The following is a 21,926-nucleotide window of genomic DNA, read 5'->3' as shown; positions in this document are numbered from 1 at the left end:
GGCGGAACGCCGAGTTCGCGAACTCGAGATGGAGAACGCCTTCCTGAAAAAAGCCGCAGCGTACTTCGCAAGGGATCCCCGGTAGCCAGCAAGTATGAGTTCATCGAAACGATGCGACTCGACACCGAGGAGTACGCCTATCCCGTCGAGTTCATGTGTGAGCGACTCGGCGTATCTAAGTCCGGCTACTACGACTGGCGCGCCCGGCCCGATTCGGCGACGGCCCAGCGGCGCGAAGAGCTGAAATTGCTCATCAAGAAAGCATTCGAGATGTCCGATAGCACGTACGGCTACCGGCGCGTGCACGCCCAGGTGGCCCGCTGGGGCGTGACCGCCGGCCTGGAGCTGGTGCGTCAGCTCATGCGCGGCCTGGGCCTGGTGCCCTGCCAGCCGAAGCCCAAGCGCTGGTCGTTGACCCGGGCCGCGGCGGGCGCCGTGCCGGATCTGGTCGGCCGCGACTTCACGGCCGAGGCACCCGGCGAGAAGCTGGTCGGCGACATCACTTACATAAAGACCGGCGAAGGCTGGCTGTATCTCGCGACCGTCATTGACTGCTGCACCAAGGAAGTCATCGGTTACGCGATGGATGACAACTATCAAACCCCGCTGATATCCCAGGCCATCCGCAACGCGGCCCGGAACCGAAAGCTTGTGAAGGGAGCGATATTCCACTCGGATCGGGGCAGCAACTACATGTCCTCCGAGTATGCCGACGTCCTCAGGGGCCTCGGACTCAGGCAATCGGCGGGGCGCACCGGGATCTGCTTCGACAATGCCATGGCCGAGTCTTTCTTCGGCGCCCTGAAGAACGAACGTGTCTCGCGGGTGAGTTACCTCACGCGTACGGTTGCGCGGCAGGATATTCGGCGGTACATCGAATTCTGGTACAATCGCAAACGTCTGCATTCGGCGGTGGGTTACCGCCCGCCGCAGGAAGTCCACGCCGAACATCAGCGACTTCGGCTCGTTGCGTGAAATGACAGTCAGATCCCTGTCCGACAAACGCAGGGCGCCTCACCCCAGCCCCGGCCCACCACCACCCGACACACCCCCAATCTCAATCCGACACACGAAGGAACACATTCATGAAGGTCACCGCAGCGGTTGCGACCGGCAGAGGGAAGCCTCTCGCCGTCAAGGAGCTGGATCTTGAGGAGCCTGGTCCGGGCGAGGTCCAGGTGCGGATGGTCGCCACCGGCATCTGCCACACGGACGCCCTCGTCCGGGACGAGGTCTACCCGACACCGATGCCCGTGGTCCTGGGCCACGAAGGGGCCGGGGTGGTCGAGAAGGTGGGGCCGGGTGTCACCACGGTCGAGCCCGGTGATCACGTTCTGCTCAGCTTCTCCACGTGCGGAACCTGCGCCTCGTGCGCGAACGGGCATCCCTCGTACTGCACGCAGTTCTTCGGGCTCAACTTCTCCGGCCGTCGCGCGGACGGGACCACGGCGTTCTCCGACCACGGACAGCCGATCGGCTCCCACTTCTTCGGCCAGTCATCCTTCTCCTCGGTCAGCAACGTCGTCGAGTGCAGCGTCGTGAAGGTTCCGCCGACGGCGCCGCTCGAACTGCTCGGGCCTTTGGGATGCAGCGTCCCGACCGGTGCGGGAGCGGTCCTCAACGTCCTCGATCCCGAGGCCGGCAGCAGCTTCGTCGTCTTCGGAACCGGCGCGGTGGGGATGTCCGCCCTCCTTGCCGCCCGGGTGGCGAACTGCTCGCCGATCATCGCCGTGGACATCGTCGACAGCCGGTTGGAGCTCGCCAAGGAACTCGGCGCCACGCATGTGATCAACAGCCGTGGCGAAAACGTGGTGGAGCGCATCAAGGAAATAACGAACGGTGGTGTGGACTACGCCGTCGACGCGACCGGAAACCGGGAGGTCTTCCGGTCCATGGTGGACTCGCTCGGGTCGCGCGGCCATGCCGCCCTGGTCGGTCTGGCCGCGCCGGGCACCGAAGCGGCCATCGACATCGGCCTGACCATCCTCACGGGCGCCAAGATCAGCATGGTCATCGAGGGAGACATGGTCCCGCATACGTTCATTCCGCGCCTGATATCGCTCTACCAGGACGGTCAGTTCCCGTTCGACAGGCTCATCAAGTCGTATCCCTTCGCGGAGATCAATACCGCCTTCGAGGACAGCAAGAGCGGCGCGACCCTCAAGCCCGTTGTCGTTTTCTGAACACGCCACACCCATGCCTATGGACAAGGAAGACCCGCACATGACCGACACACCACAGGAAAATGCGAGCAACGACATCCTGACCTACGACGCCCTGTACATCGGTGGAGAGTGGCGCAAGCCATCGTCCTCGGATGAGATTTCCGTGACGTCCGCCAGCACAGAGCGGGTCATCGGACGGGTCCCGGTCAGCACCTTCGAGGATGCCGACGCGGCGGTCGCCGCCGCACGCCGTGCGTTCGCCGACCCCACCGGCTGGGCCACCTGGCAGCCGGCGGAGCGTGCCCGCGCCCTGCAGCGGCTGGCCGACCAGCTGGACGCCCGCAAGGAGGAGATGGCCCAGCGGGTCAGCGAACAGAACGGCATGCCGTACTCGGTCTCCATCAACTTCGAGGCCGCGGTACCGGCGGGTGTGCTGCGCTACTACGCGGCACTGGTGGAGCAGATGCCCACCGAGGAACGCCGCCCCGGTGTCCTGGGTGGAACGTCCCTGGTCCACCGGACCCCGCTGGGCGTCGTCGCCGCGATCGTGCCCTGGAACTTCCCGCAGACCCTGACCTTCTTCAAGCTGGCTCCCGCGCTGGCCGCCGGCAACACCGTGGTGGTCAAACCGTCGTCGGAAACCCAGCTGGACTTCGCCCTGTTGGCGGAGGCGGTGGCTGCGGCAGGCATCCCGGCCGGAGTGATCAACATCCTCACCGGTGGTGACAGACTGGGGTCGTACCTGGTCGGCCACCCCGGCGTCGACAAGATCTCCTTCACCGGCTCCACGGCCGTGGGCAGGGAGATCGCGGGGCGGACTGGACAGCTGCTGCGTCCTGTGACTCTGGAGCTGGGCGGGAAGTCGGCCGCGCTCATCCTCGACGACGCGGACCTCGCGTCGAATGCCGAGGCACTGTTCTTCGCCTCACTGCTGAACAACGGGCAGACCTGCTTCGCCAGCACCCGCATCCTGGCGCCCCGACGTCGCTACGCCGAAGTCGTCGAGTTCTACAAGGCGCTCGCCGAAGGGGCCGTCGTGGGCGACGCACTCGACCCGGCCACCCAGATCGGCCCAATGGTCAGCGCGGCACACCGCGCCAACGTCGAGTCCTACATCGAACGCGGCATCTCTGACGGCGCCACACTCGTGACGGGCGGCCGACGACCGGACATCGAGCACGGCTGGTTCGTCCAGCCGACCATCTTCGCCAACGTCGACAATGCCTCGATCATCGCCCAGGAGGAGATCTTCGGCCCAGTCCTGTCGATCATCGCCTACGACGGTGACGACGAGGCGATCAGGATCGCGAACGACTCCCAGTTCGGTCTGGGCGGAACCGTGTGGTCAACCGATCCCGACCGCGCGCAGCGAGTGGCCAAGCAGGTGCAGACCGGCACCATCGGCATCAACCACTACCTGCCCGACTTCGGTGCGCCCTACGGCGGGGTGAAGACCAGCGGCATGGGACGTGAGCTGGGGCCCGAAGGCCTGCTGCACTACCAGCACCTGCACTCCGTCTACCTGCAGGAGGACATCTGATCCAGGTCGGGACGGGATTTCTCCGTGGCCGATGGCCCGGATGCCGGCCGGGCATTGCAGAACCCATGACTCCTCGACGTCCGTGTCACTCCGGTGGGTGCGACACCTGACGGGCGCACCCACCGGACGCGGGAGGCCGGCGGCATCGCGCAGCAGGTCCAGGACCTGGGCCGTGCACCAGCATCACCGTCGGCTTCGCCTTCGAGGGACGGTGGTCGGCCTCGGCGGCGTTGGCCAGGACACCGCCACCGTCCTCACCAAGGCCGCCCACCAGACCTACCCCTACTCCAAGACCACCCGCGGCAACATCCCCGTCACCATCAACACCACCGCTGACGGACCCGCCCCACGGCAGGCCCTGGCCGACACGGCCATCTGAACCTACGGCGCCGAGAGGTTGTTGATTGCTACTCGGGATGACGATGTTGAGGGTCGGATGTGCCACCCACGATGAGCATGGTGAGTTGGTGCCTGCCGACGGATTGATCTTCGGGGTGCCGGGGGGCACGGTGACCGCTTCCTGACAGGCAACGGCCCTCCCGTTGCCGTTGGCCGCAGGCCAACAGTGCCTGGTCCAGACTCAGATGGGAGAGACGACGAAGCTCGGCTCGTCCCTGCCGGATCCCGAAATCTGCCCGGCGTAGCGCCGCCTGGGGCGCATCCATTAAGGCGAACAGCACTTGGCGATTCAAGATCCGGGCTACCTGCATGGTGAACGCTTCGCTGCCCTGTGCGGCGTGTACGCAACCGCCGAACGCCAGGAGTGCAACCGGCCGCGGAAAGTCCCCACCGATCGAGCCAAACGATCGAGTTGACCAAGCTGGGGCACGCGGCCCGATCCAGATTCAAACTGAAACAGAATCAGGGTGCGGCCCTTTTCTCTCACCCGGCCCACGACCGCGGAAGATCGCGGCGGGCGGCCGGATCGGGTCCGCTGTCCTGCTCGTGCAGCAGTCGATAGGTGCGGCCTCCTGGCTGCCCGGTTCGCGCGCACGTATTTACTCGAAAGGTCGGAATGGAGCCGGTCGACACAAACATGATGGACCGGGAGGCGGCGGGCACGCCCGGTGCGCTGCGGCACACCACTGCCGGGGTACCGCAGGCGGGCACTGCGCTTGCGAGTGGCGGGCCTGCCGCCCCCAACCCCCGTCATGCCCGGGAGCGGGGAGCGTTTCCCGCGAGTGGCGGGCCCGCCGCCCCCGGCCCCCGCGCACAGAGCATCGGCCTGATGTCGGTGTCCCTCGGCACCGCAGGCCTCGGCGGGGCATGGCAGTCCGCGTCGGCAACCATCTCCGCACCGCTGTGGGTGAGCGATGTTCTGTACGTGGCCGCAGGCCTGGTCTGGGTAGTCCTGCTGGGGCGGTACCTGTGGCACGGCGGAGGACGGTGGCGCAACGTCCTGGACGACCTGCAGCATCCGGGCCAGGGATTCACCCTGGCGTACGTCCCCATCGTCGCCATGCTGACAGCGGGACATTTCTCCCGCTTCGGCCTGGACGGCGCGCGATGGGTCTACATCCTGTCCGGCGCGGCGGCGGGCGTCATCGCCGCGCGCCTGCTGGCCCATTGGGTCACGGGCGGCCTGGGCTCCGCGCCACTGCACCCGGGATACACGCTGCCCGTGGTCTCTGGGCCCTTCATCGCCAGCACGACGGCATCGACCCTGCACCTGCCGGAACTGGCGGCGGCAGCCTTCGCCGTCGGAATCCTGTACTGGCTGGCCTTCGGGACGGTCATCCTCGGCAGCCTCCTGATCAACGGCGACCGCATGCCCGCCCCGGCGCGGCCCACGCTCACCATCCTGGTCATCCCGCCGGCCACCGGTGGTCTGGCCTGGACCGCCGCCCACCACGGCCAGGTGGACACGATCGGCTACGGGTTCGCAGGCCTGCTGCTGTTCACGCTGGTGGTGATCGGCTTTCTGTTCCCGCATCTGCGTCAGCGCGCTTTCCATTTCGGTTACTGGATCTTCTCCTTCCCCATGGCCACCAGTGCCAACTTCCTTCTCCGGTGGCTGGCGGGAACCCAGATCCCCGGCCGACAGGCCCTCTCCTGGGTGCTGCTGGCAGCGGCGAGCGTGGTCTTCGTGGTGCTGTGCGCGCTCACGGTCGGGCACGCGCTGGCCAGCCGTACCCGAGCCCGGACGGCCGGCTGAGAGCCTGTGCAGCCAGCTCGTCTCTCAAGGGAACCTGCGATGGCCGGACTGCGATTCTGCAGAGCTGGTTCCCCATCTTGCCGTAATAGGCAAACTGATTACACTTATTTCAGCAGTGGTCGGCTTGTCGCTTCCGCGGCCGCCGGCTCGTCCGTTCATGGAGAGGCCTGACAGTGACGCCATCGTCTACCCGGCTCGAGCTCGACGAGACGTACCTCGAGATCACCGACTGGTTCTTCGGCAACTACCTGCCTCGATGGGTCACGGCCGTGGAGGAGACGGACGACGCCTCCTTCATCGGGGACTACTGGACAGCCCCGCTCTGGGTCGGGGACGAGAGCGGGCCGGTCAGCCTCGCCCCCACGGCGCAGGACGTGACCGCCTGGTTCCAGGCAACGTTCGACCGCCTGAAGGCGGCCGGATACACGCGCACCGTGGTCGTCGACAACCGTGTGACGATCTTCAACAAGCACGGTGGCGCCATTGACGCCATCTGGTCGCGTCTGCGCGCGGACGAGTCCGAGATCGAGCGCATCGCCGTGCACTTCGTCATCGCCCGCCGCGGCGAGGAGCTGCGTATCGTGGCCATCGAGGCGACCTTCACCGACTCCGACTCGCTGGACGAGGTCTGGCCGATCCGCCGGAGCGAAGGCCGATGACCCACGACACCTTCGAACGGCCGTTCACCCCGTCGGGCATTCAGTACCTTCAAGCGGGCGACGGCGATGCCGGGCTCCTGGTCTTCACGCACGGCTGGCGCGACAGCGCGCTCGGCTGGCAGTGGGTCATCGACGAACTCGCCCGTTCCGGTGCCGCCGCCGGTTGGCGCGTCGTCTCCGTCCAGCGCAAGGAGGTCGCTCGTCGCGACGAGGACACCGCCGGTCTGCTGGAGGACTTCGCCTCCCAGGTCGTCGAGGTCGTCCATCACGCCAAGCGGCCGCATGAACGGGTCGTCGTCGTCGGGCAGTCCATGGGAGGTCCCGTGGGCGAACTCGCCGCCGCTCAACTGCCCGACCTGCTGGCTGGGCTGGTGCTGGTGACCCCTGCACCGCTGGCGGGCTCCCCGCTCCCTTCCGATGTCGTGGAGGCCTTCAAGGCGAACGGGCGCGAGCTCGACCGCGTCACCACCGCGCTCTCGCGAGCCCAGCTCGCCGTCAGCGCGTCCGACGCCGTGACGCTGCGCTTCGTCATCTCCACCCCGCCGGAGACCGAACGCGCCAGCCTCCAGTCCCTGGCCTCGTGGATCGGCGGGCATCCACTGGGCCGCCGGCAGTCGTCGGTCACGGCCCCGACCCTCGTGGTCGTCACCGACGACACCTTCTTCCCGGAGGAGATGCTGCGCACCGAGGTCGCCGGCCGCTTCGCCGACTCCCACGTGGCCGAGGTCCGCGGGGCCGGGCACTGCCCCCATCTGGAGCGCCCGGAGGCGGTGGCGCACGTCATCGCAGAGTTCCTCACGAAACTCTGATAAGCGGTGGCGGTCGGCCTGCGGAGGGGGTGCCGCACGGCACGAAACGGCCGACCGCCCCTGGGAAGGCTCAACCACGCGTGGGGGGACCAGCGACTTCCATCCCGACGCACCGCACCCGTCCAGGAGAGGGCAACCATGACGCTCGAGCGCGAAGAACACTGGATTCCGGTAGAAGGAGGCGTCAGTCTCCACGCCTGGGTCCTGCGCCGCGCCGGCCTGACGACACCCGCCCCGGCGATCACCGTCGCCCACGGCTTCGGAGGCCTGGCCGAAGGCGGCCTGCTGCACTACGCGGAGCGCTTCGCCGAGGCCGGTTTCGTGTCGATCATCCATGACCACCGCAGCTTCGGCCTCAGCGGCGGATGGCCCCGCCAGGACATCGACCCCTGGAGGCAGATCCTCGACTGGCGCCGCGTCATCACCTACACCCAGGACCTGCCCGGCGTCGACCCCGACCGCATCGGCCTGTTCGGCTCCAGCTACGCCGGGGGCCACGCGCTGGTGCTGGCGGGAAGCGACCGGCGCATCAAGGCGGTCGTCGCCCAGGTGCCGACGATCAGCGGCTACGAACAAGGCAAGCGCCGCAACCCCAGCCCCGAGCAGACACAGCGGCTCCAGGACCGCTTCAACGCCGACGAACGCGCGCAGATGCGCGGCGCCGACGCCGCCCGCCAGCTCCTGGTCACCACGGACCCGGACGTGCCGTCGGTGTACAAGGACCCCGCGATGATCGCCTACGAGGATCAGTTCCCGATGGATGAACTCGGGCGCTTCGACCACAAGATCACACTGCGGTCCACCCTCAAGGCCCAGATGTACGACCCCGGCATCTGGATCGACCGCATCGCACCGACGCCCCTGCTCATGATCGTGGGCACCCACGACACGATGACGCCGACCGACATGGCCCTGGCCGCATACGAACGTGCCGGCGAGCCCAAGAAGCTCATCACCTACGAAGGCGGCCACTTCGGCGCGTACGTCGACCACTTCGACGCGGCCGGCGGCGGGGCGGCCGACTGGTTCGTCCAGCACCTCCGGCCTGCCGTAACCGACTGACCAGCGCCGATCACAAGCGAGAGCCACCACTTATGACATCTGACCTTCGCTTTCACGTTCACGTCGCCGACCCGACCCCCGAACACGGCACACCGCCGGTGCCGCACGGCCACCCGGCGGTCGCGTCCCCGATCTCGTCGACGCTCATCACCGGCGAACGCGACGCCGTTCTCGTCGACACCCCGTGGACACACGAACACATCCGGGTGATCGGCGACTGGATCGCCTCTTTCGAGAAGAACCTGACCGCGATCTACATCACCCACGGCCACGGCGACCACTGGTTCGGCGTACCCGCGCTGCTCGAGCGTTTCCCGGGCGCGAAGGTGTACGCGACGGCGACCGTCGCCGCGGGCATGAAGAGGCAGCAGGAGACCCGCGGCGAGATGTGGGAGGCCCGTTTCCCGGGCCAAGTCTGCGAGGGAGAGGTCCACCCGGAGATCATCCCCGAGGAAGGGATCGAGCTCGAGGGCGAGCTTCTGAAGGCCGTCGAACTCGGTCACACCGACACCGACGACACCACCGGGCTGTGGGTGCCGTCCATCCGCCTCTTCGTCGCCGGTGACTCGGTCTACAACCACTGCCACCAGTACCTCAATGAGTCCGGCCACGGTGGACTCGAGGCGTGGTACCGGGCGCTGGACATCATCGAGGCGCTTGACCCGCGGTACGCGGTGGCCGGCCACAAGGACAAGACGCAGCCCGACGACGGAGGCGCCGTCCAGCGGACGCGTACCTACCTGGACACCTTCCAGCGGCTCGTCAAGGAGGACACCCGCACGCCCGAGGAGTTCTTCGACGAGATGATGCGGCTCTTCCCTGGGTACGCCAATCCGAAGGCGCTGTGGCGCAGTGTCGTCGCGGTCATCGGCGAGCCTGCCGCCGGGTAACGCACCTCGCGGCGCTCCCCGGAGCGCCGCACCGCGCTCCAACCGCACGTCCCCTGCTCAACTTGCTGAGCTGACCGGGGTCCGGAAGGGAAAGGGATCCGGCTCGACAGCCTCCTCCGCTGCGGACGCGAACGGTTAGCAGGCTGCTCCCCCGGCTGGCCTGCGGTCGGTGGAGAGCAGAATTCCAGCCCGGACGTCCCGTGTCAGACACGGTCCAACACAAGTTCGTCCCAGTCGACGGCGTCACGCTGCATGCCGCCGAGCTGGGGGAGGGCCCGTTGGTCCTGCTACTGCACGGATTTCCAAAGATCTGGTACTCGTGGCGGCACCAGATCCGCCCGCCGGCCGCAGCGGTCTGTCGGGGCGTCGTCCTTGACCAGCGTGGCTGTGCGCGCAGCGAGCAGCCGGAAGATGTCGACGCGTCCGGCCTCCTCCATCTCGCAGGCGACGTCATCGGGTTGGTCGACGTGCTGGGCGAGAAGAGCGCGGTGCTCGCCTGCTCGCTTTGCGTGAGGCGGCGCGCCCCGGCCGCGCCGGGCAGCTGCCCTCGGCCGCAGCGCAACAACAGCGTTCGTCTACGCCACCGCATCCTGCTCAGTGCGCCGTGGACCACTTGTATTCGTGACATCTAGAGACATATGCGTATGCTATTTGCATCTGTCGATGTGGGGGCCTTAGGCCGGAAACCTGCCGCGCCGTTAAGGCACCCAGAGTCACCAGACCCGCACCGTGTCCGAAGTCATCCGATCGAACGGACCCGATCCATGCCTCCTGCCGACACCGCCAGCGGCCAGTCCCGGCGGCGCCGCATCCGACTCGCCGGCACTGTCGCCGCACCCGGCCCCGCTGCCAGGATCCCTGCCCGTGCCTCAGGGCCTTCGTCCGGCCCGCCGGAGCCGGCGTGCGCCACGCAGGTCCCGGCCGACGACCCTGGCGTCCAGGTGGACAACGCCCGATGCAGCACCACCACCACTGTCCGCAGCAAGGCCCCGTGGGTGAAGGGCGGTCCTGACGAGTGACGATCATTCCCAGCCCGTCGCAGGGGCAGCTGAACGGTCTGCTGGACACGGAGACCATCCGGGAGGACTTCCCGGTCCTTGCGCGTGTGCTGCATGACGGCAAGCCCCTGATCTACCTGGACAACGCGGCGACCTCGCAGAAGCCGCGACAAGTGCTGGACGCGCTCAGTTCCTACCACGAGCACCACAACGCCAATGTGCACCGCGGTGTCCACGTTCTGGCGGAGGAGGCCACGGCGCTCTACGAAGGTGCGCGCGACAAGGTTGCGGCGTTCGTCAACGCGCCGAGTCGGGACGAGGTGATCTTCACCAAGAACGCCTCGGAGTCGCTGAACCTGGTCGCGAACGTGCTCGGCTGGGCGGATGGGTCCTACCGGGTGGACGCTGATTCCGAGATCGTGATCACGGAGATGGAGCATCACTCCAACATCGTGCCGTGGCAGCTGCTCTCGCAGCGCACCGGCGCGAAGCTGAAGTGGTTCGGGCTGACCGATGACGGCCGGCTGGACCTGTCGACGATCGAGCAGACCATCACCGAGAAGACGAAGGTCATCTCGTTCGTGCTGGTTTCCAACATTCTGGGCACGGTCAATCCGGTGGAGGCGATCGTGCGCCGGGCGCACGATGTGGGTGCCCTGGTGGTGATCGATGCTTCGCAGGCCGCCCCGCACCTGGCGCTGGACGTCCAGCAGCTGGGTGCCGACTTCGTCGCCTTCACCGGCCACAAGATGCTGGCGCCGACCGGTATCGGTGTGCTGTGGGGCCGACATGAGCTGCTTGAGGCACTCCCGCCGTTCCTGGGCGGCGGCGAGATGATCGAGACCGTCACCATGACCTCGTCGACGTACGCTCCGGTGCCGCGCAAGTTCGAGGCGGGCACTCCGCCGATCGCTCAGGCGATCGGTCTCGGCACGGCCATCGACTACCTGTCGGCAGTCGGCATGGACGCCGTCGCAGCCCATGAGCACGCCCTCACCGAGTACGCGGTGAACCGCCTGCTCGAGGTCCCCGAGTTGAAGATCATCGGCCCGGCGACCGCGGTCGACCGCAGCTCCTCGATCTCCTTCACCCTCGGCGAAATTCACCCCCACGACGTGGGGCAGGTGCTCGACGAGCAGGGGATCGCGGTCCGGGTCGGGCACCACTGCGCGCGGCCGGTCTGCCTGCGGTACGGAATTCCGGCGACCACGCGGGCGTCGTTCTACCTGTACTCGACACCGGCAGAGGTGGACGCCCTGATCGACGGACTCGACCACGTACGCCGTTTCTTCGGCTGACCGGGGCCGGAAGGCTCACGAAGCGCGACGTCGCCGCGGCGTCGCACGGCGGCGACGGACGCGGAAGTCGGTAGCGTCTTCACCGGTGTCCCAGCGTCGACCTGCATGCTGATCGAGGCCGAGAACAGCCGGGACCAGGCCCGGCCGGCGCCGCCGCCGCGACTCCGCCCCTCATGGGGGCGGACGACGAGCAAGAACGAGCCGGACAGCACTCTCTCTCGGGTGCCACGGGAAGCGATAGGTCTTCGCGACGTCAAGGTCCATCCCGGCCGACCTGCCAATGGCTGCATCACCAGCCGCGGCTGAGGCCGTCATTCCTCCTCGCCGCACTCTACTTGGCGGCAGTCGACGGCGATCAGGGTCCGCTCGAACTGTGTGCGGGTGAGTGGGCGTTCGGGCAGGTGGTGGGCGCGTTCGGCGCGGAAGGCGTCGAGCATCAGGTGCGGGTGGCGGCGCCAGGCGTGGGGCACGGTGGCGCGGGTCGCCCGGATGATGCCTGCCTGGGACCAGATCACGAAGGCGAAAAGAAGATGTTCATGCCCTCCACGACCAGTGCCATTACGTTGCACATCAACGGTGAGAAGCACACGCTGTCCGTCGATCACCGCACCACCCTCCTCGACGCCTGCCAGCGGGCCTCGCCGTGGAAGCCGAGCAGAGGACCATCCCACCACCGCCCGTCAGGGCCAACTCGTGTTGATCGACTTCAGATGACGGGTGGTGGCCAGCCCGGCGCCAGCATCCGCCCGTGGCAGGCCGCCGACGCCAGCCGCCAGGTGGGCGCGAAGGACATGGACAACCGGGACCTGGCCGCCGCGGCGAACCCGACCACCGCCGCGCCCGCGTCGCCGACCACGGGCGCCGCGGGCGCCGGCAGCACCACCGAAGGATCGTCGGCCAGAGCCACCAGAAGAGAGGCGAACACCGCAACCACCCGCCCGGCCCGCCGTGACCAGCACCGTCGAGATTGGCCTGCCGAGCGTTCCACGATCCGCCGATGCCGTTGCTCAGAGCCTCAGCGGCTCTCAGCATTCCAGGCATTTCGGCCCGGAAGGTCCATCACATCACCAAAGCGTGAGGGCTTCGGCTTGAGGACGGTCTCTCGCTTTTGCCCGCCGCTGGTGCGGCAGGGTTGCGCCACCTGCCCGCCCCGCCCCGTCTTGCGACGGGGGCGGGTGGCGCGGGTCTTACGGTCGGCTCCACGAGGCTTCGACACCGCCTGTGGGATGTCCCGGTCTCCGGCCACTCCGGTACCGGTGGTACTGGCCGCTGCGAGAGCGGCGAGGTTGAGTGCGGCATTGTCGTCCCGGTCGAGGACCAGGCCGCAGACGTCGCATTCGTAGGTCCGGACGTGCAGCGGCAGCTTGGCTTTCACCGCGCCGCACCCGGAACAAGTCTTGGACGAGGGATACCAGCGGTCGGCCACGATGATGTGGGTGGCGTGGCGCTGGCGGGTCTTGTAGTCGAGTTGGCGGCGGATCTCCCCGAATCCGGCGTCGGCGATCTGGCGGGCCAGGCGCCGGTTGCGGAGCATGCCGGCGACGTTGAGGTCCTCGACCACGACGGTGCCGTATTCGGCCGCCACGGCGGTGGTGAGCTTGTTCAGGGCGTCCGTGCGGAGGTTCGCGACGCGGTGCTGCAACTGACCCAGGGCAGAGTTGGCTTTCTCCCACCGCTTCGACGGCTTGCGACCGGTGCGGCGGTCGGGGCCCTGGCGTCGGGACACCGTCCGGGAGGCGCGGCGCAGCAGCGTCAGCGCACCGTCGTAGTGCCGGGGGTTGGGCACGGTGCGGATCTCGCCCGTCGAGTCGGCCATCACCGCGAGGGTCTTCACCCCGAGGTCGATGCCGACCGCCACGTCCGGGCGCGTGACGCGTTTGAGGTCCTGCTTCACCTCGGCCTGGAACGAGGCGAACCAGCGTCCGCGCTCGTGCCGGACGGTCGCGGACAGGATGCGTGCCGTCCCGGCCTGCACCCGGATCAGGAGGCTGGCGGTGGGCTCGTGGCTGCGGATCGTGCCCAGCCTCGGCAGCGTGACGTGTCGGCCGTCAGCTTCCACACGGATGGTGCCGGTAGTGAACCGGCAGGCAAGGCGTGCCTTCCGCTTCGACTTGAACCGCGGCGCACCCATTCGCTTGCCGCGCCGCTTGCCGTTCTTCGACTTCGCGTAGTTGTCGAACGCGGCCGACGCGTTCGCCAGGCCGGTGGAGTACGCCTCCTTGGAATTCTCCTCCCACCATTGGGCAAAGCGCGAGTCAGTCTTCTTGGCCTCGTTGAACGCCTTTCGCAGCGACGGCAGCGACCACGGCCGCCACTCGGTCAGCTCCACCTCGGCAACGCCGTACGTCTCCTCAGCCGTACGCTGCCACCAGGAGGCGGTCACCCAGCCGACAGCCCAGTTGTACGCCGCGCGGGCCGCACCGCAGTGGGAGCGCAACGCGGCCTCCTGGGAAGCGTTCGGGTCCAGCGCGAACCGGTACGCCTGCACCACGAACCCGGGCTGCGGCTGGAACCTCTTCATTCGGCGGCCTCCCCCATCGCCAGGGCCACTGCACGGGCGGCCCGGTCCTTCGCCGCCCGCCGCCCATACAGGCGCGCACGCATCACACATCGATGTAAGCACCTCGGTGATGTCCCGCACCAGGTCGTCGGTCATCTCATCAGAGTCGAGGACGACCAGGCGCCGGCCGCCCGCCGACAGTACGGCTTCGAGGTGCTCGACGCCGAACCGGGCCAGCCGGTCAAGTCACGGTGCTCGACCACGATCACAGCGGCGGACGGGTCGGACAGAACCCGGTGCAGCTTGCGCCGACATCCGTTCAGCCCCGAACCGACCTGCGTCACGACCTCCGCAACCGGCAGGCCCAGACCAATGGCCCCTGGACCACGCGGGCCACCTGCCGATCAAGGTCCGGCTTCTGGTCCGCCGACGAGACCCGGCAGTACGCCCGACGCGGCCGGACATCTCCGCAGGGGGCTCGTCGACCAGCCACGCACCGGACGGCGTCTGGCGCACCGGAACCGGCATACGGCCCTCTTTCGCCCACGCCCACGCGGTCTGGTAGTGCACGCCGTTGCGCGCCGCCCACTCGGAAAGCTGCACAAGATCAAGATAACAGTTGAGAAAGACTGGGATTTACTGATGAACCACGCAGCAGTTGTCATCCCCCCATCCCACCCCGCCGCTGCCAGCTCCAGCCCGGACCCGATCACCACGGCCAGATCCGCCCGTCTGACCAGGGCAGATGCCTCCAGCAGGACATGCGTAGCCCCGCAGGACGTGCAGCGGGCTCGCCGCGGACGCATCCGAACCACCCTGGACGGCCCGCGCAGCCGACGCGGCCGCCCCCAGCCCCACGGAGCCGGCACCCCGCCGCGCTCCGGACAAGTCAACTCGCCTGCCATCAAACGCCGTTCGACAACAACGACGTCCGCCTCTACCGTGACCAAGAGCGCCTCCGGGCGCACCCGAACGGCCCTCCCGGCGTACTTCGACGACCGAGACGACAGCTGGACCAGGGTGGTCCCTGCACCCCGACGACGGCAACGTCGAGCCGGGGCCAGGTTCCTGATCCGGGGCCGGGACGGGGGTTTCAGCCCCTTTGGACACCGGGCTCAACAATGCAGGGACCGAGGCAGTACCCAGCGGCGCGCGGCTGCCGCTCATGAACTCGATCATGGAACGGTGGGTGCAGACACGCCTGCGAACTGCTGGACCGCACCCCCATCCGCAACCAGCGAACATGCTTCATGCTCTACGTGGGTTCGACGACTGCTTCAACTCCCGCGGGCCCCGTCAACGTATCGGCAACGCCCGCACGCGACACCTTTCGCCGATACGGATGCCGGTCACCGATGCGGAGCAGGCATCCGACAACGCCGTTTCGCAGGCATCCAGTCCGGCAGTCCGGTGGTCCGAGTCTGCTGGCCATCCAGCCGTGGAATAGCGATATCGCCCTCGTCCTGTCGGCGGAAGCTCACATCGGTGGTCCCGATCAGCTCCGCCCTCATTGCTCATGATCACTTCCCGGGGGCGGACGTCGTCGCACCCGAGGGGGACCATTCGCTGGTCTCGAGGGGGGACCAACCGTCCGGCTTTCCGTCCAGGCGCTGCATCCGGCGGCCGCGCCGGTCTGCGAGCAGGTCCTCCTCGAGCGGCGTGGTGAAGACGTTGTCGACCAGGGTGTATTCGGCGGCGAGCCGTCCTATGGCCGGCAGCGCGGCGGTGTCGATCCGCCCACGCTCCAGATACAGGTCGTCCCTGACGTGGAAGCGCACGATCCTGCCCCACACCACATGATCGGCGCCACCGTCACCGACGGGGATGATGCGGTCAACGACGCACTCGAAGGAGATCGGCGCCTCCTTGACCCTGGGCGCGCGCACCACCTGCGACGGTTCCTTCTCCAGTCCGAGCTCCTCGAACTCATCCATGTCCGCGCCGAACGCAAACGCCGACGCGTGCATGGCGTCCGCCTGCGGCAACGTCACGAGATTATGGACGAACTCACCGGTGTCACGGATGTTGACAAAGGTGTCCTTGAGCGTGATCCCGTCTTCCTTCGGCTGCAGACTCAGCGAGATCATGGGCGGTTTCCGCCCGACAGCGGTGAAGAACGAGATGGGCGCGAGATTGGCAACGCCCTCGCTCGATACCGTGCTGACCCACGCCATGGCGCGCGGAATGATGCTTCCGATCAGCAGTTTGTACGCGTGAGTGGCGTCGAGGTCCGCAGAATCAATGATCACCGCAGATCTTCCTTCTATCGAGGCGTGGCATATAAACAGCGCCACGCGCGGTATGGGCATGGCCAGAGGAAACGACTCGTGCGGTGGCCCGGCCGGAGGTCGGCGTCCCGCATCGAACCCCCCCCTACGACATAAGCGTAGGCATTTTGTCTATGTCGCACAAGGAAGGGGAGCCAGGAGGCCGAAGAAGGGCGGGGTCCCCGGCCGGCCTCTGGGTCTTACCGCCGACCCCGCAAGGCCCGGTGTCGGGGCGTGGCTCAACTCAGCGCCGGGCCACGCCGGTCGCTGTATTCGCCGTTGTCGTTGGCGCCCTGGCGGTGCGGCAGGTGTTCGGCGGCGAGGTCGGCGCGTGGCGCAGCTCCGGGCTGTCGGCTGCCCGCCGGCACCGGCAGGGCATCAATCGCGGCGAGTAGCAACCGCGCGATATTTGTCGTGACAGGGCACGGGTTTTCGGGCGCCTGCCGGTCGACGGCTACTGAAGAACCTGCCGTGATCGGTTTGCGGAGTACGGACTACGTGTGCAGACCTGGCGGTGGGGAATCACGTGTCCGTTGACGATGGGGCGGTCCGGTTCCGGCCGATGTGGCGGTGGACGTTGGCCGTCATGCGCCGGACGAGGTCCCGGGTGGTGGTGAACTCGGCGGGGGTGAGTCCGATGGCCTCGCCGATGGCGGGCGGGATGCTCTGGATGTGCCGGTGCAGGGCGATCCCCTCCTCCGTGAGCGCGACTTCGACCACGCGTTCGTCGCCGGTCCGGCGCTGCCGTGTGAGCAGGCCGTTCGCCTCGAGGCGTTTGATCAGGGGGGTGACGGTTCCGTAGTCCAGCTGCAGGATGGCGACCAGGTCTTTCACGGTCGTGGTGCCGTGCTCCCCGAGGGCGACCAGGACCAGGTACTGGGGGTAGGTCAGGCCGAGGGGGTCGAGCAGCGGCCGGTAGGCGCTGGTGATCGCACGGGAAGCCGCGTACAGCGTGAAGCAGATGTAGTCGTCCAGCAGTTGCGGCTCGCTGGGGGTGCTGGGCTCGGCCGGGTTGTCATCACTCATTGCTCGTTTCCTCGTCCCTTCGTCGTTGGCTGGGCTTGCTCCCGCCATCATTGCATCATCACGAGCACCAGTCCATGGCCCTCTATTTACTTGTACACGAGGGAAACGCCCGCTAGGTTTCTCGACGTCGCCCCGTCCGGGAACGCCTCGGACGGCCGATCGACCACGTCAGCCCACATCTGAAGGAGAAGAACATGAGTGAGATCAAGACCCGGTTCCGGACGATCGACGGGTTGTCCATTCGGTACGCCGAGAGCGACGAACCCCGTGATTGCGAGGCGCTGCTTCTGAGTCCGTGGCCGGAGAGCCTGTACGCCTTCGACGCGACCTGGTCCCGGTTGGCCGAGCGCGCTCACCTGATCGCGGTGGACCTGCCGGGCTTCGGGCACTCCGAGCTCCGGGAGGACCTGCTCTCGCCCAAGGCGATGAGCGAATTCATCGTGCGACTCGCCGACGAGTTCGGGCTGGCAAAGCCCCACATCGTGGGCCCGGACATCGGCACCAGCGCGGTGCTGTTCGCCGCGGCGCAGCACCCGGACCGGTTCCGCAGCGCGGTCGTGGGCAGCGGCGGGATGGCAGTCCCGCTACAGCTGGGCAGCCCCCTGCACGACTGGGTGCACGCCGAGGACCTGGCCCCGTACCGGGCCATCAACCCCAAGGTCATCGTGACCGTCGCGGTCGACAAGATCGAGGGCTACGAGCTGCCGCAGGAGGTGCGCGAGGACTACCTCGCGTCCTATGTCGGCCAGCGATTTGTCGACCAGATACCTTACGTCCAGGCATATCGCACCGAGCTGCCCATCCTGGGTGATCTGCTGCCCACCATCGAGACACCGGTCCAGATCATCAACGGCCGCAAGGACCCGGTGGTGCCGGTGGCCAATGCCGAGTACCTGCACGAACGTCTGCCCAACAGCAAGCTCAACATCATCGACGCAGGCCACTTCATCTGGGAGGAAGCCGCGGACGACTACGCCAGGGCCGTCACCGACTGGTGGCAGAAGAACTGACTTTCCGTCAGAGGCGCCGTTCCGTCGACCGCGTCGGCGTGGACGCCCGTCTCGTACACACAAGCAGTCCGTGACGCGCTGCAGAAGCACGGCACGGCATCACCTGCCTCTTGCAGGCCCCGGGCCGGGAGCACGTCACACGGACACTCCATACATGGGGGCCGTCGTGCCATTCATGTACGCACCCCTCTCGACGACAACCCTCGCGGCCTCTCCGGGCTGTCGGTACCTTCCGGTCGTGTCCGCCCGACCGGCGTCGGTTTCCGCAGAGGTTCACCCGGCGGTTCACCGGCCTTGCCACTGGCAACAGCGACGTACCTCCCATCGCCCGCTCGCCATGCCGGAGCCCACTCGCCCCGCAGGCCAGCGGGACCACCGCCTGCACCAAGTCGACCAGCCGCTTCGCCATGGAGCCCGGCCACCACGTCACGCTCGTGCGCGATGCCGCTGCGGCCTGCCGCCCGGAGATGATGCGCTCCGCGCACGAGCTGGGCGCTACCGCCCACACTCAAACCTTCTTCACCACTGACAGCCTCACGGCACCGCCGCTCACGCACGGCCACAGATCATTCAAGGAAGCCCCAGCATGACAGCACTGACCGGAGAACTGCTGATAGGAGCGGCGCGTGTGTCCGCCACCACAGGCACCATGCGGGCCCTGAACCCCACTACCGGAGAGTTCCTCGAGCCTGAATTCGCCTTCGGCGGCCAAGAAGAGGTCGACCGCGCCCTCCGCCTGGCCGACGAGGCCTTCGACAGCTACAGCCACACCGGCCTCGCCGAACGAGGCGCGTTCCTCGACCTGGTCGCGGACAAGCTCGAAGCGGTCAAGGACGAACTCGCCGCACGCACCTCACTGGAGACCGGCCTGCCCGCCACCCAACTCGAGGGCGAGACCCTCTGGGCCGCTTCGACCTTCCGCAAGTTCGCCACAGTCGTCCGCCAGGGCCGGTTCCTCCAGGCAGCCATCGACCCCGCCCAGGCGGACCGGCAGCCCGCACCGCGCATGGACCACCGGCTGCAGAAGGTTGCCCTGGGGCTGGTGGTGATCTTCGGCGCGAGCAACTTCCCCATCTCCTACTCCGTCGTCGGCGGGGACACCGCCTCGGCGCTGGCCGCGGGCTGCCCCGTCGTCCTGAAGGCGCACAACGCCCACCCGGGCGCTTCCGAGATACAGGGCCGCGCCATACGGCAGGCCATCGCCGAAGCAGGTCTGCACGAAGGCGTCTTCTCCCTGATCCGGGGCGCGGGCAACGAGATCGGCGAGCAACTGGTGGACCACCCGCTGGTCCGTGCGGTCACCTTCACCGGCTCCGAGGCCGGCGGCATGGCCCTCTTCCGACGGGCCCAGCAACGCCCCGACCCCATTCCCGTGTTCACGGAGATGACCAGCGTCAACCCGACCTTCGTCCTGCCCGCCGCGCTGGCGGTACGGGGCGCGGAGATCGGTGCCGGCCTCGTCCAGCGCGCGCAGTACAACGTCGGGCAGGCCTGCCTCAAGCCCGCCATCCTCCTGGCCATCGACGGACCCGGCTACGAGGAACTGCGCGACGCCGCCCGGGCCGGGGTCGAAAAGGTAGCCGCGCGAACCATGCTCACGCCCGGCATCCGCGACGCCTACACCCGCAATACCGAGCGGGCACAGGAGACGGGCGCCACTCTGATCGGCGCAGGACAGGCCCCGACCCGCGATGGTGACGGCCAGTCCCTGCTGTACGAGATCACCGGTGACCAACTGCTGGCCGAACCCACTTTGCGTGACGAAGTCTTCGGCCCTTTCATGTTGCTGGTCAGGCTGAACGGGCTGGAGCAACTACTCCGAACAGCCCGTGCGTTCCGTGGTCAGCTGACAGCCACGCTCCACGCCGAGACGCCCGACCACCCCGCCGCCGCACAACTCCTGCCGATCCTGGAACGCCGCACCGGCCGCATTCTGGTCAACGCCCTTCCCATACCGCAGGAAGTAACCTACGCATCCGTCCACACAGGCCCCTTCCCGGCCACCTCCGACAGCCGCTTCACCTCCGTCGGAATGAGCGCGATCGAACGCTTCCTGCGCCCCGTCACCTACCAGAACTTCCCCGACGCGCTTCTTCCCGAGCCGCTGCGCCAGGCCAATCCCCTGCACCTGTGGCGACTCGTCGATGGCGAACTCACCCGCGACTGACGACACCCGAAGCGGGCAAAGCCCGGCCCGGCAAGGCCGCCCGGCGCCGGGCCCTGATCCGCCCATTCCACCAGCAGATCGCCGACGATGCGTTCTCGACACCACCACCAGACACCATCGAACAGGAGACGACATGACCACATTGCTCGCACAGGTTCTCGACGCCCATGGCGGGATCGGCCGTTGGAAAGAACTGACCATGGTCCGCGCCACCATCGTCACCAGTGGCGACTTGTTCGTCATCAAGGGCCTGCCGCAGGACCCCGCCCCCCGAGAGATGACCGTCTGGCTGCACAAGGAGCATGCCTCCGTGCTGCCCTTCGGCGCGCCCGACCAGAAGACCGACTTCACGGCCGACAGGGTCACCATCGAAAAGCTCGACGGACGCGTAGTGGCCGAACGCCAGGAACCGCGTCAGTCGTTCGCAGGCCACGACCTCAACACTCCCTGGGACCCGCTGGACCGCGCCTACTTCAACGGATACGCGCTGTGGACGTATCTCACCACACCCTTCCTGCTGGCGATGCCCGGCGTCACCGTCGCAGAAATCGAACCGTGGCGGGAAGGAGAGGAACTCTGGCGTGGACTGCGCGCCACTTTCCCGTCCAACATCGCCAGCCACAGCACGCAACAGGACTTCTACTTCGGCCCTGACCATCTGCTACGCCGGCATGACTATCACGTCGACATCGCAGGCGGTTTTGCCGCGGCACAGTACGTCTACGACACCGTGGAAGTGGACGGCATCCGCCTGCCCACCAAACGCCGGGCCTACCGCCGCGACGCTGACCACCGCGCGATCCTGGCCCAGACAATGGTCTCCATCGACGTAAGCAACGTTCGGTTCACCTGAGCACGACGAGCACATCGGGTCCGTCCTGCCGTCGTACAGGCCGACCCAAGCACGGAACTTGTCGCGGGCCACATCCTCACTCCACCACCAGCCGTGCAGTACCGGTCGGCCGCCGGTCGTAAGGAGCAGGTGGTAGCGGCCCGGAGTCAGAGCCGGCATGAGGCCACCATGCAGTCGCGGCAGGAGTCCTGCCATCGCCGGCCCGGTCCCGGAATCGTGCGGCGGCAGGTGGCGACGGCCGGTGTGCCGCAGCGGGAGCAGGGGCGCCGGGTGATCCGGGCCTGGTATCCGGAATGGCGGCCGGGCCCCTCGGGCGCCCGGTCCAGGCGGGCGGGGTCAATGCCGAGGGCCGCAAGGATCTGCAGGTCGTCCCGCATCTTCGTCTCCTGCTCCCCCGCTGATCCGTCGCAACGAAGTCTGAGCATTCTCACCGATTCCTAATGCCGTTTGTCAAGCCGCGAGCGGGGTCGGTGGCGTCAGCTCGTAGCACCGGTCATCGCGCAGAAGAGCCCAGAGGACGTTGACGC

Annotated in this window: 18 protein-coding genes and 3 pseudogenes; 15 read left to right on the top strand and 6 right to left on the bottom strand. The window is 67.6% G+C overall.

The features are described from left to right. The 12 genes and pseudogenes from ACFYX0_RS41470 to ACFYX0_RS41415 all read left to right on the top strand — a co-directional run. On the top strand, positions 1-975 hold a 975-nt coding region (locus ACFYX0_RS41470; protein ID WP_388979415.1), incomplete at its 5' end, for an IS3 family transposase. Positions 976-1,085: 110 nt separating this feature from the next. Continuing rightward, positions 1,086-2,183, top strand: coding sequence for an NAD(P)-dependent alcohol dehydrogenase (locus ACFYX0_RS41465; RefSeq protein ID WP_311698552.1), 1,098 nt, complete (start codon positions 1,086-1,088; stop codon positions 2,181-2,183). Positions 2,184-2,223: 40 nt separating this feature from the next. After that, entirely contained in the window at positions 2,224-3,705 is a 1,482-nt protein-coding gene (locus ACFYX0_RS41460) for an aldehyde dehydrogenase (RefSeq protein WP_311698553.1), read from the top strand. 172 nt (positions 3,706-3,877) lie between these two features. Then, complete coding sequence (locus ACFYX0_RS41455) at positions 3,878-4,084, top strand: hypothetical protein (protein ID WP_311698554.1); 207 nt, start codon at positions 3,878-3,880, stop codon at positions 4,082-4,084. A gap of 849 nt (positions 4,085-4,933) precedes the next feature. After that, complete coding sequence (locus tag ACFYX0_RS41450) at positions 4,934-5,860, top strand: hypothetical protein (protein ID WP_311698555.1); 927 nt, start codon at positions 4,934-4,936, stop codon at positions 5,858-5,860. A gap of 173 nt (positions 5,861-6,033) precedes the next feature. Further along, positions 6,034-6,519: a hypothetical protein gene (locus tag ACFYX0_RS41445; protein WP_311698556.1), complete on the top strand. Its 486-nt coding sequence runs from the start codon at positions 6,034-6,036 to the stop codon at positions 6,517-6,519. After that, a complete protein-coding gene (locus ACFYX0_RS41440) occupies positions 6,516-7,328 on the top strand; it encodes an alpha/beta hydrolase (protein ID WP_311698557.1) in 813 nt (270 codons plus the stop codon). The genes ACFYX0_RS41445 and ACFYX0_RS41440 overlap by 4 nt, the downstream gene beginning before the upstream one ends. A gap of 138 nt (positions 7,329-7,466) precedes the next feature. After that, on the top strand, positions 7,467-8,390 hold the full coding sequence (locus tag ACFYX0_RS41435) for an alpha/beta hydrolase (RefSeq protein ID WP_311698558.1): 924 nt from the start codon (positions 7,467-7,469) through the stop codon (positions 8,388-8,390). Positions 8,391-8,422: 32 nt separating this feature from the next. Continuing rightward, positions 8,423-9,280 (top strand): MBL fold metallo-hydrolase, encoded by an 858-nt coding sequence (locus tag ACFYX0_RS41430; protein WP_311698559.1) that lies wholly within the window; start codon positions 8,423-8,425, stop codon positions 9,278-9,280. Positions 9,281-9,480: 200 nt separating this feature from the next. Next, positions 9,481-9,768, top strand: a pseudogene (locus ACFYX0_RS41425) (alpha/beta fold hydrolase); the annotation flags it as partial. A gap of 536 nt (positions 9,769-10,304) precedes the next feature. Next, on the top strand, positions 10,305-11,576 hold the full coding sequence (locus tag ACFYX0_RS41420) for a cysteine desulfurase (protein ID WP_311698581.1): 1,272 nt from the start codon (positions 10,305-10,307) through the stop codon (positions 11,574-11,576). A gap of 530 nt (positions 11,577-12,106) precedes the next feature. Then, positions 12,107-12,202: pseudogene (locus tag ACFYX0_RS41415) on the top strand ((2Fe-2S)-binding protein); the annotation flags it as partial. An 80-nt stretch (positions 12,203-12,282) separates the two neighbouring features. Here ACFYX0_RS41415 and ACFYX0_RS41410 read toward each other — a convergent pair. The 5 genes and pseudogenes from ACFYX0_RS41410 to ACFYX0_RS41390 all read right to left on the bottom strand — a co-directional run bounded on the left by ACFYX0_RS41410 (position 12,283) and on the right by ACFYX0_RS41390 (position 17,369). Then, complete coding sequence (locus tag ACFYX0_RS41410) at positions 12,283-12,501, bottom strand: hypothetical protein (protein ID WP_311698561.1); 219 nt, start codon at positions 12,499-12,501, stop codon at positions 12,283-12,285. Positions 12,502-12,591: 90 nt separating this feature from the next. Beyond that, on the bottom strand, positions 12,592-14,097 hold the full coding sequence (gene tnpB / locus ACFYX0_RS41405) for an IS607 family element RNA-guided endonuclease TnpB (protein ID WP_388979412.1): 1,506 nt from the start codon (positions 14,095-14,097) through the stop codon (positions 12,592-12,594). After that, positions 14,094-14,679: pseudogene (locus tag ACFYX0_RS41400) on the bottom strand (IS607 family transposase). Before ACFYX0_RS41400 ends, tnpB begins: the two are co-directional and overlap by 4 nt. A 917-nt stretch (positions 14,680-15,596) precedes the next feature. Continuing rightward, positions 15,597-16,325, bottom strand: a complete 729-nt coding sequence (locus ACFYX0_RS41395) for a flavin reductase family protein (protein ID WP_311698563.1) — start codon at positions 16,323-16,325, stop codon at positions 15,597-15,599. A 540-nt stretch (positions 16,326-16,865) separates the two neighbouring features. After that, positions 16,866-17,369 carry a MarR family transcriptional regulator gene (locus tag ACFYX0_RS41390; protein WP_311698548.1) on the bottom strand — a complete coding sequence of 168 codons (504 nt, stop codon included), beginning with the start codon at positions 17,367-17,369 and terminating at the stop codon, positions 16,866-16,868. A 194-nt stretch (positions 17,370-17,563) separates the two neighbouring features. On the opposite strand from ACFYX0_RS41390, the gene ACFYX0_RS41385 reads away from it, so the two are divergent. From ACFYX0_RS41385 to ACFYX0_RS41375, 3 genes are all read left to right on the top strand, one after another. After that, positions 17,564-18,379 (top strand): alpha/beta fold hydrolase, encoded by an 816-nt coding sequence (locus ACFYX0_RS41385; protein ID WP_388979409.1) that lies wholly within the window; start codon positions 17,564-17,566, stop codon positions 18,377-18,379. A 586-nt stretch (positions 18,380-18,965) separates the two neighbouring features. Further along, complete coding sequence (locus ACFYX0_RS41380) at positions 18,966-20,546, top strand: aldehyde dehydrogenase (NADP(+)) (RefSeq protein ID WP_388979406.1); 1,581 nt, start codon at positions 18,966-18,968, stop codon at positions 20,544-20,546. A 133-nt stretch (positions 20,547-20,679) separates the two neighbouring features. Further along, positions 20,680-21,399, top strand: a complete 720-nt coding sequence (locus tag ACFYX0_RS41375) for a hypothetical protein (protein WP_311698567.1) — start codon at positions 20,680-20,682, stop codon at positions 21,397-21,399. A gap of 146 nt (positions 21,400-21,545) precedes the next feature. On the opposite strand, the gene ACFYX0_RS41370 is transcribed toward ACFYX0_RS41375, so the two are convergent. Further along, positions 21,546-21,776, bottom strand: a complete 231-nt coding sequence (locus ACFYX0_RS41370; protein WP_355925014.1) for a hypothetical protein — start codon at positions 21,774-21,776, stop codon at positions 21,546-21,548. Between the last annotated feature and the right edge of the window lie 150 nt (positions 21,777-21,926).

This window comes from Streptomyces sp. NPDC002573, assembly GCF_042889625.1.
In the GTDB taxonomy this organism is placed as follows: domain Bacteria; phylum Actinomycetota; class Actinomycetes; order Streptomycetales; family Streptomycetaceae; genus Streptomyces; species Streptomyces gibsoniae.
The sequence above is the reverse complement of the archived record's forward strand: the minus strand, read 5'-3'. Positions and strand labels throughout refer to the sequence as shown.